This window comes from Bacteroidota bacterium, assembly GCA_013360915.1.
Lineage (GTDB): Bacteria > Bacteroidota > JABWAT01 > JABWAT01 > JABWAT01 > JABWAT01.
Genome location: JABWAT010000001.1, coordinates 326,105 through 341,243 on the forward strand (window position 1 = coordinate 326,105; position 15,139 = coordinate 341,243).

General features: G+C 49.4%; 17 protein-coding genes and 2 tRNA genes. 11 read left to right on the forward strand and 8 right to left on the reverse strand.

Annotation, left to right across the window (positions count from 1 at the left end):
- Positions 1–66 precede the first annotated feature (66 nt).
- The 4 genes from HUU10_01405 to HUU10_01420 are packed head-to-tail and all read left to right on the forward strand — an operon-like array spanning position 67 to position 5,380.
- Positions 67–1,530 (forward strand): 4Fe-4S dicluster domain-containing protein, encoded by a 1,464-nt coding sequence (locus HUU10_01405; protein ID NUQ80243.1) that lies wholly within the window; start codon positions 67–69, stop codon positions 1,528–1,530.
- 5 nt (positions 1,531–1,535) lie between these two features.
- On the forward strand, positions 1,536–2,120 hold the full coding sequence (locus HUU10_01410) for a DUF3501 family protein (protein ID NUQ80244.1): 585 nt from the start codon (positions 1,536–1,538) through the stop codon (positions 2,118–2,120).
- Between the two features lie 23 nt (positions 2,121–2,143).
- A complete protein-coding gene (locus HUU10_01415; GenBank protein NUQ80245.1) occupies positions 2,144–3,004 on the forward strand; it encodes a hypothetical protein in 861 nt (286 codons plus the stop codon).
- Positions 3,005–3,025: 21 nt separating this feature from the next.
- On the forward strand, positions 3,026–5,380 hold the full coding sequence (locus HUU10_01420; GenBank protein NUQ80246.1) for a DNA internalization-related competence protein ComEC/Rec2: 2,355 nt from the start codon (positions 3,026–3,028) through the stop codon (positions 5,378–5,380).
- Here the strand turns inward: HUU10_01420 and HUU10_01425 are convergent.
- The 8 genes from HUU10_01425 to HUU10_01460 all read right to left on the reverse strand — a co-directional run bounded on the left by HUU10_01425 (position 5,343) and on the right by HUU10_01460 (position 10,960).
- Positions 5,343–5,831, reverse strand: a complete 489-nt coding sequence (locus tag HUU10_01425) for a biopolymer transporter ExbD (protein ID NUQ80247.1) — start codon at positions 5,829–5,831, stop codon at positions 5,343–5,345. The two genes, HUU10_01420 and HUU10_01425, sit on opposite strands and share 38 nt — an antisense overlap.
- The gene (locus tag HUU10_01430; protein NUQ80248.1) at positions 5,789–6,232 is read right to left on the reverse strand and encodes a biopolymer transporter ExbD; all 444 of its coding nucleotides are present in this window, start codon (positions 6,230–6,232) and stop codon (positions 5,789–5,791) included. The genes HUU10_01425 and HUU10_01430 overlap by 43 nt, the downstream gene beginning before the upstream one ends.
- On the reverse strand, positions 6,213–6,806 hold the full coding sequence (locus tag HUU10_01435; GenBank protein ID NUQ80249.1) for a MotA/TolQ/ExbB proton channel family protein: 594 nt from the start codon (positions 6,804–6,806) through the stop codon (positions 6,213–6,215). The genes HUU10_01430 and HUU10_01435 overlap by 20 nt, the downstream gene beginning before the upstream one ends.
- Positions 6,807–6,811: 5 nt before the next feature.
- Positions 6,812–7,210 (reverse strand): hypothetical protein, encoded by a 399-nt coding sequence (locus HUU10_01440; protein NUQ80250.1) that lies wholly within the window; start codon positions 7,208–7,210, stop codon positions 6,812–6,814.
- A gap of 16 nt (positions 7,211–7,226) precedes the next feature.
- Positions 7,227–7,300 (reverse strand) — tRNA-Pro (locus HUU10_01445).
- A gap of 49 nt (positions 7,301–7,349) precedes the next feature.
- Positions 7,350–8,732 (reverse strand): hypothetical protein, encoded by a 1,383-nt coding sequence (locus HUU10_01450; protein ID NUQ80251.1) that lies wholly within the window; start codon positions 8,730–8,732, stop codon positions 7,350–7,352.
- 222 nt (positions 8,733–8,954) lie between these two features.
- Positions 8,955–10,679, reverse strand: a complete 1,725-nt coding sequence (locus HUU10_01455; protein ID NUQ80252.1) for an SDR family oxidoreductase — start codon at positions 10,677–10,679, stop codon at positions 8,955–8,957.
- Positions 10,680–10,810: 131 nt separating this feature from the next.
- On the reverse strand, positions 10,811–10,960 hold the full coding sequence (locus HUU10_01460; GenBank protein NUQ80253.1) for a hypothetical protein: 150 nt from the start codon (positions 10,958–10,960) through the stop codon (positions 10,811–10,813).
- Between the two features lie 83 nt (positions 10,961–11,043).
- Here HUU10_01460 and HUU10_01465 point away from each other — a divergent pair, with 83 nt between their 5' ends.
- The 7 genes from HUU10_01465 (at position 11,044) to HUU10_01495 (ending at position 15,119) form a co-directional block, all read left to right on the forward strand.
- Positions 11,044–11,790 (forward strand): hypothetical protein, encoded by a 747-nt coding sequence (locus tag HUU10_01465; protein ID NUQ80254.1) that lies wholly within the window; start codon positions 11,044–11,046, stop codon positions 11,788–11,790.
- Positions 11,791–11,797: 7 nt separating this feature from the next.
- Positions 11,798–12,433: a hypothetical protein gene (locus HUU10_01470; GenBank protein ID NUQ80255.1), complete on the forward strand. Its 636-nt coding sequence runs from the start codon at positions 11,798–11,800 to the stop codon at positions 12,431–12,433.
- 126 nt (positions 12,434–12,559) lie between these two features.
- On the forward strand, positions 12,560–12,745 hold the full coding sequence (locus HUU10_01475; GenBank protein ID NUQ80256.1) for a histone H1: 186 nt from the start codon (positions 12,560–12,562) through the stop codon (positions 12,743–12,745).
- Between the two features lie 113 nt (positions 12,746–12,858).
- Positions 12,859–12,930 (forward strand) — tRNA-Gln (locus tag HUU10_01480).
- 38 nt (positions 12,931–12,968) lie between these two features.
- On the forward strand, positions 12,969–13,901 hold the full coding sequence (locus tag HUU10_01485) for a ribose-phosphate pyrophosphokinase (protein ID NUQ80257.1): 933 nt from the start codon (positions 12,969–12,971) through the stop codon (positions 13,899–13,901).
- Between the two features lie 22 nt (positions 13,902–13,923).
- The gene (locus HUU10_01490) at positions 13,924–14,553 is read left to right on the forward strand and encodes a 50S ribosomal protein L25 (protein NUQ80258.1); all 630 of its coding nucleotides are present in this window, start codon (positions 13,924–13,926) and stop codon (positions 14,551–14,553) included.
- Positions 14,553–15,119, forward strand: coding sequence for an aminoacyl-tRNA hydrolase (locus HUU10_01495; protein NUQ80259.1), 567 nt, complete (start codon positions 14,553–14,555; stop codon positions 15,117–15,119). Before HUU10_01490 ends, HUU10_01495 begins: the two co-directional genes overlap by 1 nt.
- The last annotated feature ends 20 nt before the right edge of the window (positions 15,120–15,139 follow it).

Below are 15,139 nucleotides of genomic sequence, written 5' to 3' on the forward strand. Positions count from 1 at the left end.
TCTGTTGTACCCAAGGTTGGAAACGGCAGGGTGTTTTTTTCACATCTTAAACCTGAAGGTAACCCCATGGCCGCCAATCATCATGATACCACCAACGCCATTTACGATGTGTACAACCCGACTTATTGGGATCCGGCCTCCCTCTCCCATGAACTGAACCGCATTTACGACATCTGCAACGGGTGCCGGCTGTGTTTCAACATCTGCCCGTCGTTTCCCGCTCTTTTTAACAGCATCGATCAGCATACAGACCTGAAACGGGCCAGAGCCGTTCAGTCAGGCCTGGTTTCAGAAAAAATCGAAAAGGAAACCTATGACGATTCCCGGCCCGAGGGAGAACATGCCGTCGAGGCTTCAATCGAAGCCACCTTTTCGGGCACGGTCTATGACCTGACGGATGAAGAAAAATGGAAAGTGGTCGACCTGTGCTACCAATGCAAATTGTGTGATCCGGTCTGCCCCTACACACCAGCCAAAGGTCACGATTTTCAGCTGGATTTCCCCAAACTGATGACCAGGGCCCAGGCCATCCGGACAAGAAAACGGGGCGTCAGGCCAAATGACAAATTCCTGAGCAACACAGACTTTTCCGGCAAAATGGGAACCATGATGGCTCCTCTGACCAACTTTGCCAATAACACCAAACTCATCCGGTCGGCCATGCACAAAATCATTGGCATCCACAAAGACCGTATGTTACCTGATTTTCAGAGTGAAACACTCGAGAAATGGTATAAAAAACACAAAGCAACCGTTAAAACCAGTGCCTCCAGCGGCGAAAAGGTGGTCATCTTCGCCACCTGTTTCACCAACAACAACGATCCGTCTGTTGGTAAGGCCGCTATCCGGATTCTGGAGCACAATGAGGTCGAGGTTCAATACCCGGTTCAGCAATGTTGCGGGGCTCCCTACCTCTCCCCCGGAGATTTTGAAGGATTTAAAAAACAATCCCTGCCAAACATCCTCGAACTGTCACGCTGGGTCGAAAAAGGATACAAAATTGTGGTGACCGGTCCTCCCACCTGTTCTCTGACCATAAAAACGGAATACCTGCATTACTTCAGTAAAAACGAGCCCGATGTATACCGGAAAATTCAGATGGTGGCTGCAGCAACCATGGATATTTCTGAGTACCTGGTGTCGCTGCACAAACAAGGCAAACTAAAAACAGACTTTAAGCACGAAATCGGTACAGTGAATTATCACTTGTCCTGCCATCTGAAAGCCCAGAATATGGGTTACAAGAGCCGGGATCTGCTGCGGGTGGTTCCAAACACCAAGGTGAACCTCATCGATAAATGTTCCGGTATGGATGGTGGATGGGGAATGAAAGCCGAGTTTTTTGATGACTCCATGGCTGTGGCTGCCAAACTGGTCAACTCCCTTAAGTCGAAGGAATGCAATACCACCTGCTCAGACTGTACCCTCGCCGGTCTGCAGGTTTACCAGGCAAGTAAACAGGAAATCAAACCCGTTCATCCGGTGGTCACCTTGTACAATGCCTACGGATTTGATGAAAAAGAAGGATAACTCCAATGGAAACGATTCAGGTTCAATCCCTGCTTAATATTGTCGAGTATGAAAAGGTCCGCAACCAGTACCGCCAGGAAATGATCGACTATAAGAAAAACCGTCGGGTTTTTCTGGGTCCTCAGATTTCGATGGTTTTCGAAAACATGAAGACCATCAAATTCCAGATACAGGAAATGATGCGTGCTGAACGGATGATTCGTGATCAGGAAATTGAACAGGAAATCGAAATTTATAAAACCCTGCTTCCGACTAACAATGAACTCAGCGCCACGCTTTTCATCGAAATCACCGAGGAAGCGCGTATCCGCCAGGATCTTCATCAATTCATCGGAATGACCGACAATCAGTCACTGGTCCTTGCGGTTGGTTCAGAAAAAGTGGTTGCCATGTTTGAACCAGGTCGCAGCGAGGAAGATAAAATTTCCTCGGTTCACTACATCCGGTTCCGTTTTACACCCGATCAGATCAGACAATTCACAAATCCGGATATTCCCGCCTCCTTCCGCATCAGCCACCGGAATTATCAGCATGAGTTTGCCATTCCTCCTGCCATGAGAGCCTCGCTGATCAGTGATCTGTTGGCATGAAGTAGTGACTGGTTGATGAGGGAGTGAAAACCTGGTTTTTTTTCATAGATGGATTGGGAATTGCACCCGACCCATCACCAGATAATCCGTTTGCTGATTGTAAAGGTTCCTTTCTCTGGAACCTGATGCACGGTCCTGTTCCTGATGGATGGTACAGTTACCCCGTCGATGCGTGTCTGGGCGTAGAGGGTCTGCCTCAAAGCGGAACCGGTCAGATTTCCCTGCTTACCGGCATCAATGCCGCACGTAAATTGGGACACCATCACGGACCCTTTCCACATACCAGTCAGCGAAAGTGGCTGGTTGACGACTCAATCGCCACCGATTGTAACAGATCAGAGCGGTCCTGGGACCTTCTGAATGTCTATCCGGCTGCCTATTTCCAGTCCTTGCATGCCCGAAAAATAAGACTCTCCACATTTGGATTTCTTCAGACACTCAACGGAAAAGCATTGCATCCCATGGAATCCCTGCAGACGGGTATTGGGTTTCCTCCCGTCCTCGACTTTCAGCCACTTCAACGGTTCGGGTTTCATTTCAACATCGATTTTCCGCACGGGTCGGCACAACGCCTGATTGATCAATTCAGCCGGATCGACTTTGGAATCACCGAGTATTTTGAACTGGATTATTTCGGGCACCGTCAGGACCGGGCCCAACTGGTCAGATGTTTCCAGACCATTTCCACCTTTCTCGAAACCCTGGCTTCCCTTCCCGGAGCACCTGCTATTCTGATTTCATCCGATCATGGCAACGCCGAGTCCCTGTCCACCAACGGACACACCCGACATCCAGTCCCCATGATTATGAATTTTTCTCCTCCGTTTGTACCTTCCTCCATTACTGATCTCCGGGTATTGTTAAATCATAGCTTGTCCAAATAAATGAGAATCGGGCCACACCCGTTGGCCCAGCCCATTGGATTTCTGGCAACTGCAACGGTCTTTGGAATGGCAGCCGCCCCGCTAACCGGGCACCTGCCATGGTGGATTCCTGCTGGTCTGGCAACCATTGGACTGGGTCTGAGTCTGTCTTCACTTTTTCGCAGGAACCTGTTGGTGCTCCCATTACGGCTGGTGCTTATTTGGTCTGCAGTAGCCCTTCTTGCCTCCCAATGGTACACGGCAGGGACACGGAAGCCCGATCTACCCGATCTGTCCGTAGCCGTTCCTGTACGGGTCACCGTCCTCAGGACCGACCGGCAACCCAACGGAAAGGCCGTGGTTGATTTCCGTATCCATGCCATTTCCGATACAGAAAAATGGATTCCCGTACAAGCTGGTCTGCGGGTTTATGCAGATTCTATAACCGGTCCGTGGTGGCAGGAAGGAATCGGATACGAATTGTTGGTTCCCTTAAAAAAACCGCCGCCGGCCACGAATTTTCATGACTTCGATTTTAAATCGTGGTTGTTAAAGAACAACATTCATTATCTCATCCGCTCCACAGAAATCAGATCGGCCAGCCTGTTTCCCGAACTGAATGATTCCTTCGGCATTTTGATCGGCAGGCTGCGCTTCCGGATTGAACGGATTCTTGCACAATCCATTCCGTCATCCGATGGCCAGGCCTTTGCAAGAGGGTTGCTTCTCGGAAGCCGCTCTTGGGTGGAAAAGGAAGATATTCAGGCCTTCTCAGAAACCGGGACCCTCCATATTCTCAGCGTCAGCGGACTTCATGCAGGCTTGGTGGCGCTGATTCTCTATACACCCCTGATTCGGCTGAGAAGCCGCTTCCCGGGAAAGGGCGAAAAAATACGGGTGCTGATCACATTGGCAGGTCTGGCTTTTTACGGGCAACTCACCGGTTGGCCGGTCAGTATGATTCGTTCTATCATCATGACCTCTGCATTTCTCTCCACAAACCTGATGAACCGGCACAGGGAATCCTGGTCCCCATGGCTGTTTTCCCTGACGGCCATCTTATGGCTGTTTCCCGACCAATTGACCGATCCAGGATTTCTGTTATCGTTTCTGGCTGTTGGTGCTGTGATCATTGCCTCGCGGGTTCTCAGTCATTATTCCGGTGACCGTCCGGTTAATCCGGTCCTGTCTTCTGGTTTTATCACCGTTCTGGCTGTTCTGGCTACCGCACCGGTAACGGTTGCCCTTTTTCAGAATCTGCCTTTTTCCGGATCGGCCGCCAATCTGCTGATCATCCCGCTGACGAGCCTGGTCCTGATCTTCACCTTTCTTGCGGTATTGGCTGCTCCGTTTCCCTTTCTTTCCGAAGCCTATGGAGAGGCGGTTTCCCTGTTTACCGACTGGATCTATCAGGTCGTTTCAGCAGCACATCAGCTGCCGGGATCCTTTTTCCGGTTTCAATCAGGCGATTGGCTCTGGCTGTTGGTATGGGTCTCGCTTCTGGTGGCCCTTTTTGCCTGGAACTGGTGCAGAACCACTTTTGCAGCATGGCTATGTGTTTGGATTGCAATATTGGCCCTGGTAACCCGGTTTTTTCAACCGCTGCCCACCCGTGTTGATTTTATCGATTGCGGTCAGGGCGACCTGTCGGTGATCCGGACGGAGAGACACCTGATTTTAATTGATGCTGGTCCGGAATGGGCAGACAGGAAACCAGTTTCATCCACCATTTCCGGTCTGGTGAAATCGGCTGGTGAGGCAGAAATTGACTGGCTGATTGTGACCCATCCGCATCTCGATCATTATGGGGGTGCAGTCACGTTGCCAGTGCCAATCCGAAGGCTGGTAATCGGGGATACTTTACACGCCGGTCCTCATTTTCACCGATGGATTTCCCACCTGAAAAGCCAGGGAACAGACGTTACTCAGGTCAATCACACGTTAAAAATAAACCTGGGCGCCAGCGAAGCGTTGTATGTCGTTAATGCAACAGAACCTACCGATCAGGCAAATAATCAGAGTCTGCTGATCAGGTATCAGGGGAAAAATCAGTCGGTGCTGTGGGCCGGGGATGCTGAGGCGGATCTCGAAAACCATTTTTCAAGAGCTCTTCCCGCCGGTTTCCTGCATGCATCCATCCTTAAAATTTCCCATCATGGGAGCAGAACCAGTTCAGAACACCAGTTTCTGGAAACCGTAGAGCCGGCGTGGGTTGTGATTTCGGCTGGAAGAAACAATGAGTATGGTCATCCCCATCAGGAAACTTTGACTGTTTTACGGGAAAAACAGATTCCGACCCTCATCACAGCACAATCGGGAGGAATTCGTCTGGTTCCCGGTGAGGAAGGGGCGGTACCGGTTACCTGCCTGAATCTGAAGGAGCTGGGGAAATGGTGATTTTATTGCGGTTCAGAAGATAAAGTCCATCCAGAACACCGACCACCTGACCATAGGATACTCCTGCTTCCGGACTGAGAATGAGGGGTGTTTCACCTGCCGGGAACTGCCCGGTACGCATGGCATTGAACAGTGAATCCGGACTTGATTGTACCTGCTCCCCTTCCCGGGAAGACCAGACCACCCGGCCATCCCGCAAAATGGAAATTCTGGGTGTTTCCCCCATCGGTTCACCGGCGCCCTGTCTCTGAGTTTGCGACTCGCCCGGCTGGATGGAAAGTTGCGCAGGCTGACGGTAAACAGTGGTCAGCATGAAAAAGGTAAGCAGCAGAAAAGCCATGTCCACCATGGGTGTCATGTCCAGAAAGACCCGGTTATACGTTCGTACCGGACGTTCCTGCGGAGGGTTCAGGGCTGACGGGTCAGCAGGTGAAAACGTTTGATGTTGCATTCTCTGAATAGTCCGATCAGGCTGTCAACCGTTGCATAGGCAACCGATTGATCCACCCGAAGTTGAAGTGAAAACGCAGAATCAGCTTTTTGAACGGCAATCAGGTCCGATTTCAGTTCCTTAAGCTCCCGCATGGTATGAGTAGTCAGTCGCCGGTTTCCGCTGGCATCGGGGTTATAAAACACTTCCAGTTGGTTGGGGCCAGCCAGGGAAACAACCACCCGTCCCAGCTGAGCATCTTCTGCAGACCGGTTCCCCATGGGAAGGTCCACTGGCAACCGGCTCGGACTCCCAAAGGTGGTGGTCATGATAAAAAACGTCAGCAGCAGAAAGGCCACATCCACAAACGCCGTCATATCCAGGCGTAAACGACGTGTTTTATCAGTTTGATTCACGGCCATGATAATTCCTGACGGCAGCATCAAAACGTTCGAGTCTGCGCTGAAACAGGTTGTGAAAGACAATTCCGGTGATGGCAACCATCAAACCACCCGCGGTGTTAATCAGCGCTTCCGAAATCCCCACCGATAACTGAACCGCATCGGGGGCGCCGTACGTGGCCAGTGCCTGAAAGGACCGGATCATCCCAATGGTTGTTCCAAGCAATCCGACCAGGGTTGAGATCGTGGCGAGGGTCGCAATTCCACTCAGATTGGCTTCGAGAAGCGGAAGAATCTGATGATATCGTTTCCTGACCTCGGCACTGCCTGCCTGGTCAATGGCCGTGTTAACCCAGAACCGACCACCAGGAACTCCCTTTCCGTTTGCGGATGGATCTGACCAGGATAATTCAACCGTTATTACAATGAGCCGGTCGGTGACCCATCCGATCATCAGAATACTCATAAAAAGAAGGGCAATTACCAGATAGCCACCATCTCTGATAAATCCGGGGAGCAGGTAGAAATAAATAATCACAGCAAGAATGGCAGCCAGTGTGATCAGTAAGAAATTAAACAGTCGGTAATTCATCATGGTTTTTAATCGATGGTAACCTGGTAAACCGGGTCTTCGGAAGTGATCCAGCCCAGTCCGATAAGTCGGTTTCTGATCAGGTTTGTTTTAAAAAAGGCAATGTCACTTCGCTGGTCCGATATCACTTCCAGAGGAAGGCGTTCTCCCTGCCCGGTTTGAATCCAGCCAATTAAGGTACCCGTTTTCTGTTCCCCGCCACCAAACCGGATGGTTAAACCACCTGCCGGTACCACGTGTTTCGAGTATACCAGATTGGCACCATTCCAGTTCTGGTACCAGGTGATCAGGGAATCAGCGGTTGGAAGCAGTTCAGCCGGTGCCGATATCCGTACCGGAATGGACTTCTGAACAGGCGAACAGGAAAAAATCAGAAAAGATGAAAGGATGAGGGGAAGGATTTTCATGTAAAGAAGAAACGAGTCGGGGCGACAAGATTTGAACTTGCGACCTCACCCACCCCAAGGGTACGCGCTACCAGGCTGCGCTACGCCCCGAATCGAGTTGCAAAGTTAATCCGGAAACGAAGGTCAATCAAGAACCTGATTATAAATGCTCACCAAATTTCGCTTGTTTGACAACAGGTGATTCGATGGGGGCACCTGCATGGTAGCCATAAATGGCGGTGGTTTTGGGGAGATGAGAGGCCAGCTCTTCCACATCGGCCAGTGCTGTATGAACCGGATCACCACTTACAGTGGTATCATGAAGAACGACATTACAATCAGAAAACCAGGTCGGATGCAAGAGGTCATATCCGGCTTTATCGATATCTCCCGATTTCAGACGCGATTCCAGAATATTGTTTTTGTAAAGAATATCTCCGCTGATCCCTACTTTTTTGCCGTTGAATGAGAACTTGAATCCAAGGGTGTGAATCGGGTGGTAGTTGGTCCGTATCTCGATATTGGCACCGTGATAGTCAGAAAACTGCTTTCGGTTGTTCAGGTCGGTAAAATCAATGTAATCGTCAATGTTGCCGAAATTCGGATTAAAAATGGTCCTGAGGTGCTGATAAATTTCAGGAACAGTCAGAACACTCATCCGTTTACCCTGGTTGATTTTTCTCGAGAGTATACCTGAAAATCCTTCAATGTGGTCTTCATGAACATGGGAAATGATGAAATCGTTGACCTGATCCAGGTGAATCCCCAATTGCCTTGCCTTGTCAAAGGTTTTCGCAGAAGGATCGATCCAGACCAGTCGGTTGTTCCAGCCCAGCAGAAAATTCGAAGTCACACCCGGACGGGTTCCGATGCCGGTGCCGGCCACAACCAGCGTGAGTTGGTCAGAGGGAAGGCTAAAATGAGGTACCTGATTCAGAATGGTGTCCACATAATGCCCTGCCTGTCCGTTCATAGAAATAAATGGATACTGACGGGAATCAAATACGAGTTTCTTTTTATCAAAAATGACCAGCTGATTGTTTTCGCGGTATTGGAACCGGAGGGTGCTGAGTGAAAATTCATCACGGATCGGACACCACTCAAACACATCGTCGACCCAGCGTTTCGGCTCAAATTTGGACCGCTCGGTTCCATACTCATCCTTGACGTAGTTTCCGTTCATCGGAATTTCAAGGCGGCCATAGATCTTCTTAAGATTTTCTTCAGTACTGATAAATTTGATCCGGTTCGGATTCATAAAATCCATAAACCGTGAAATCCAGAGTTCAAATTCAAAGCCGGTATAACTGTCACCCAATTCATTTGTATTGGGCTCTGAAGCAAAAATGGCAACGGGTAATTTCTTGAATACCGGAAAGTAGGTTTTAAACAATTCGGGAACGGTATTGACCTGAACCAGGCCAATGGAAGTTTCTACGAGGTAAGCGGATAGCAGTCCGTTTTCATCACCTATCCGGTAAACACCGTTACCGGTGGTGTATACGCCATCAGCTATTTTTTTAAAGGACGAAATTACATCCACCCAGTGGTCTCCCTGCCATTTTTGGTCCGGTTTGCACCGGGCTGACTATAAAATTAACAAACCGGCGCACAGCAATCAGTTGTTCAAATCACAAAACAACCTGTTCAGAACGAAATGAGGACAAAAAACCGGTTGCCTGACACTACCTAACTTAATGAGAAAATGTCTGCTTTTCAAGCGCATCCGGTAATTCTGTACCTGATTCGGGAGATTTCATCGGGGTTAAGCCTTCATTCTCTCCCCTTTTTCTTCATTGATGAAGATCCAGGCGGCCACTTTACCGATATGAATCTGACCGTCACCGGGTGAGAACCAGTATTGATGGTCTCTGACAATCCGTGAACTGGTATCATGCCCGGGAACCGATTCAGCACTGCTGATGATCGCCTGTATCCGTTTTTTCCAGACTGCCATGTTTGAGGGTCTCAGATCAATCCAGCCATCCCGCGCCCACTGGTCGGTCAATGCAGGAGATAGATGATGAGAATGCGTTCCACCTGGAACCTTAATAACCGGACCTCTGAGAATAGACTTTCCATCCGGCAGTAGGATTGGGATTCCAATCGAAAGTATCCGGGCCCGGTAATCCTCATTTTCACTGACCCACTGTGTCATTTTTGCACTCAATTCAACATCACTTGTTGAAAGTATCTGCTCAAATCCTCCCATGATACGTTTCAGAATATATGTCTCATACAACAGTTTTGACAGCTTGGGGGGACCGAGCATTTCAAAGGCCACCGAATCGACCCCATGTATGGTTTCCAGTTCTCTCAGTTTTTCGAGAGCCCGATTTCTGAGGTAACCGGCACGATAGGTCGGCCCCATGGTGGCATTATCGAGTGCATTGACAATATCGGCCCCGGTGTTTCTTCCCTTGATTTCCCAGATGATGGTACGTGAAATTTCTTCCGGAGTGATAAATTCCATTTGCCCCTCTTCGGTGAGCGCTTCGAATTCACCCAGCGAAAACATGCCGTTTTCACCGGTATCGATAAACGGGGCCTCCAGGTACCTGGGGGTTTCCTTGTCCTTCAGCACATTGAAACGGGAGGGATCTGCAAGAACCGGAGCCAGTTCACCTTCCAGCGGGAATGCCGAGCCGGGCGGACAGTCAGTCAGAAGAACCGGTTTGCCTTTCACCATGACAGGTCCGTATGCAATGCGCTTCCAGGCAATGGCGGCGGTTGGTTTCACTTCCTTGATTATCGGACCGTCGGGAGTGCGCCCCATGAGGAAAAGCAGCAGGGTATGTGCACCGGCAATGGCCGATTTCGCAAGCAGCATTCTTGATGGTTTATCCTCAGAGTGCGTATAGGGAATGTTTAATCCCATGCCGCCTGTTCCGGAGGTTCCCACCTTTATATAGATGGATGTCCCCCCCGATTTCATTCCATTCAGCAACACCTGAACATGCCGGATCAGCTGTGGAATGTATAAAGTCCCGATCAGATCACCGGTCCGGCTGCCGATCAGATCTGTTTGAACCGACGGGTTTGCCTGCAGTAGTTCATACAATTCTGAAGCAGCAGTGAAAATATCCTGATAGGCAACTGCAGTTGCTGTGTTGACACAATCAATGACAATGTGGGGTTGGTAGTTCTGCAGAATCTGATAAAGCCAGGATTGCTGAAGTATGTCGGGGGTAAGGGGGTCAATGACATCGCGGATGAACCGGTCTTTCCGTTCGGGATGGTTGAAAATGTCAGTGCGGGACAGGTCTTTCATTTCCTGCCGAACAAACAGATTTCCACCAACGGGCACCAGCCGCACACCGCGGGTATCCATTTCCTGGCGGAGTTCATTGATAAAGGTGATCGATTCCTCTTCCTTGAGTGAGCTGATCACCAGTTCGGTCACCCCTTCTTCAACGAGCAGACGACAGGTCGACCGGCCAACCAGTCCTGCTCCGCCCAGAACGAGCGCACGTTTTCCCTTGATTTCCATATAAACTCCATGGTTTGGTCTGATACAAATAAACCATTCCAGGCGTTCAGTTACGATTAGAGTTTAGTTAGTTTTATGCGGGAATCCGGTCAGGAGAACCGGAAGGAATGGGGACGGTGGGTTACAATCAATCAGTGGGTGATAGAAGATGTCTCTGCTGGCGACTCCGGAAACGGTTGGGTACGACCGGTATTGATCCGGGTAACCAGAAAAGTAATCGCAATCAGACTGATCAGAATCAACACAGAAAGTGCAGTGGGTGATAAAAGTCTTTTAACCATGCGTGTGATCTTTTTTATAATGATGATGCAAAAATACCCTTTAATTAATTAACTTGCACGTGCCAATCATCACAATTATTTAAATGCAGAACCCTATTCTGTCCCTGCTTCCCCTTTTAGGGGCAATCCTTTGCTTTGAGTCACATGCGTTCACATCCGGAGCCGATTCTACCATACGGTCAACAAAAACCCGTTACCTGATCGAACTCCCTCCTGACCGTGTGGACTCAGCCATTGCTGCCGAGACCGTCAGTGGTCGCTGGGACGGTTATAAGCGTCAGGTATCCTCACATACCTGGGTAACAGGGGGCGTGTCTGTGGGTCAATCATCGGGAACCACAGCTTTCAGCCAGTTGGTGAGCAAGGGGGTCCGTTTCGAATGGATGGGTCCTTCGGGGACCTTTCATCTGTTTTACCACGATCTGAAAATTGCCGAAAGAAGCGAAATTCATGAACAGTTTCAGATCATTAACGGGGCAACCGGCCTGACTTTTTCTGACTATCCATTTATTTATTTTACTCGGTTGGGGGGTGGTTTATTGGGGTATCGTGCTCACAATAAATACAATCAGTTCCCCAATCTCGTTCTGGAAGCCGGTTCCTGGTATTTTCTGGATTCACCCATGGCCAGCGGTCTGTTTATAACGGTACGGCAATTGGTGACCGAGCCGTTTTATTATCTGGAAGCAAATACAGGATATCACCTGTACCTCGGGAATCAGGTGGCCTGCAGTTTTGTTCTGGCCTATGGAAAGTTCGATCAGCATCATGTGCTGTCGGTTGGAACCCTGATCGGCTTTTATCTTCCCGATTTTTCTCTTCAATGGTAACAGAATCATGAACATTCTATTCTTATCCGGTGCCTATTACAAAGACCGCCGGTTGCTGGATACCGCCGGTAAATGGCTGAAACCCATCACGGGGCCCCTGCTTATTATTCCAGCCCCGGATTTTTTCTGGGGGTCAGATGGCCTTCCTTTAAAAGAAATCAGTCGGAACCCATTGCAGTTTCATGAAATTTACAACCGGTCTCTCATCGACCGGCTGGGTTCAGCCATGTTGCCTGCCATCAGTCTGATGGCTTCTGACCGTGGAATGTTGACGGTACGGGAAACCGGAGAATTTGAACTTCACCCAGAAAAAATTCGAAATCTGACCGGAAACGGGATCTCACTGGTCATTACCCCAATTATCAGACAAGGCGAACAGATCACTTCCTGCTCTCTGGTTGAATTCATCCGTAGCCTGCACCATCCGGCAGTATCCATGACCTTCCTGTCTCCTCTGATTCCTCCACCCGGCATTTCATCCGTCAGAGAGCTGATGATCTGGTCTCAGAGTGACGATCAGATCCGCCCGTCCTTCGAGTGGCTCAATCCGTGGCCGGCTGGTTTATCAATCACACTGGCCGATGATTTTTCAATCAGACTGGCCGGTTCAGAACCGGGCCTTTTATTGTCTCTGAAGGCCTGAAATCACCCTGATATGAGGCAATTGCTGTTTTCTGACAGACTTGACATGCACTCTATATCTTCGTAATATGCATAATCTTTGCAATCACAAACACTCACTTAAAACTAAATCACACAGGAGTAACCAATGGCAAAAAACCGCTATTCTGATCTGAGCAATCTCTTGGAAGGGGCCCAGAAAGATTTTGCTGCTTTCTATGAAAAAGGTAACAAGGCAGCCGGTACCCGGGTACGTAAAGCCATGAATGACTTGAAAGCGCTGGCTTCAGATATTCGCAAAGAAGTTCAGGATCTCAAAAACAAAGAAGCCTGATCTGATTGATTTTTCAGACAATTAGTAAAAGGTCCTGGTCTCCCCGCCAGGACCTTTTCTTTTTCTATTGACACTACAGATCAACTTTTCTATCTTTGTCGCTCTCAAAATACTGGGGCGTCGCCAAGCGGTAAGGCATCGGCCTTTGGAGCCGACATTCGTAGGTTCGAATCCTGCCGCCCCAGCAACCTGTTTACCGGCTGCAACCTAGAGACTGACCTTCATGAATCATCGTAAAATCAAGATTTTCAGCGGTCGGTCGAACCGGCAATTTGCTGAGAGTGTAGCCGCACATCTTGGTTTTCCACTGGGTAATGCAGATGTCAGAAACTTTTCTGACGGAGAAATATCCGGTCAATACCTGGAAAGTATCCGTGGGTGCGATGTTTTTGTCATCCAATCCACGTACCCGCCTGCCGATCATATCATGGAACTGCTTATCCTGATTGATGCTGCGAAGCGGGCATCTGCAAACCGTGTGACAGCAGTCCTTCCCTACTTTGGGTACGCACGCCAGGACCGGAAGGATCAACCCCGTATTTCAATTGCTGCCAAACTGGTGGCAAACCTGCTTTCAACGGCTGGCGCAGATCGCGTGGTGACCATGGATCTGCATGCTCCGCAGATTCAGGGTTTCTTTGATATTCCGTTTGATCACCTTTACAGTTCGGCTGTCTTCATTCCCTATTTCAGGCAGAAGAAAATACCGAATCTGATTGTGGCCAGTCCCGATGTGGGAGGAATTAAACTGGCGAGATCCTTTGCCAAGAAGCTTGAGGCCGATCTCGTTGTGGTGGACAAACGCCGTCCGCGGGCCAATGTTGCCGAGGTTATGAATATCATCGGGGACGTGGAAGGCAAGAATGTATTGCTGGTAGATGATCTGGTTGATACAGGCGGATCTCTGGTTAATGCCGCGGAAGCCCTCCTTTCCAAGGGGGCCTTGTCCGTTCAGGCAGCCGTTGCCCATGCAATTCTGTCTGGCAATGCAGTAGAGAAAATAGAAAATTCGGTTTTATCTGCGTTTTATGTTACCGACAGCATTCCGCTGAAAAAACCGTCAGAAAAGATTCACGTCATGTCCGTCGCCGAGGTTTTTGCCGAAGCCATTCACCGGATCTATACCGACGAATCAATTTCATCACTTTTTGAATAACAGTTAGAAAAGGAAACGTGCCATGGATGTCATTAAACTCAATGGCTTGACCAGAACCGACATCAGCAAATCAGCCAACAAAAAGCTTCGGATCTCCGGACAGATTCCGGGAGTGCTCTATCATAAAGGTGATGCCAATCTTCACTTTTCTGTCAGTAACTCCGAGATGCTTCCGGTCATCCACGGTGGTCAGGCTCATGTGATTGAGCTTTCCCTCGACAGCGGAAAAAAGGTCAATGCCCTGCTCAAAGAATTGCAATTCGACCCGGTATCGGATCGTTGCATTCACTTTGATCTGCAGATGGTGGCCGGTAATGAGAAAATTACCGTGTCCGTTCCGGTTCATACCACCGGTGTACCTGTCGGTGTGAGCAAAAATGGCGGAATGCTTCAGGTCATTCACCACCACGTCCGGGTTCGTGCAGATCAGAAACACCTTCCCGATCACATTACACTCGATGTATCCGGTCTGGACATCGGACAAGCCATTCATGCCGGAGAAATCAAGCTGGATGGAATTCAGGTGATGGAAGAAGCCTCAGTAGCCATCGTATCTGTAGTCCGCAAGCGGGCAGATGATCATGTGGCCGCCCCTGAACAAAGCCTTGCTGAGCCAGAGCTGATTACCAAGGGCAAAAAAGAGGATAAATAATGGACTTCCTGATTGCCGGGCTTGGCAATCCGGGAGACACCTATCTGAAAACCCGGCATAACGCCGGGTTTATGGTTATTGACCAGGTGGCTTCGCGGTTTCCGGTGGCTGTCTGGTCTTCTCAGTTTCAGAGTCTGACTCTGAAAATCAGGGTTCACGACCGGACTGTGATCCTGATGAAACCCCTGACCTACATGAATCGGAGTGGTCAGGCCATCCGGGCTGTCAGTGATTACTTTAAAATTCCTGCAGACCGGCTCGTGGTGGTAACCGATGATATCAATCTCCCTGTTGGCTCGGTCAGAATACGGTCATCGGGCAGTGCCGGCGGACACAATGGTCTGTCTGATATCATCAGTCACCTTGGTACCGATTCATTCACCCGGATCCGGTTGGGTGTCGGAAATCAGTTTGAACCAGGCAGGCAGGCAGACTATGTACTGTCCCCCTTCCCCAAACACGAATGGGCAGACGTTCAGACGATGATTGAAAAGGCCGCTGATGCCATCCCGTTTCTGGTGGCAAATGGTGTCACGGCGACCATGAATTTTTTCAATAAAAAGTAAATAAGGAGAGAAGACCTTTT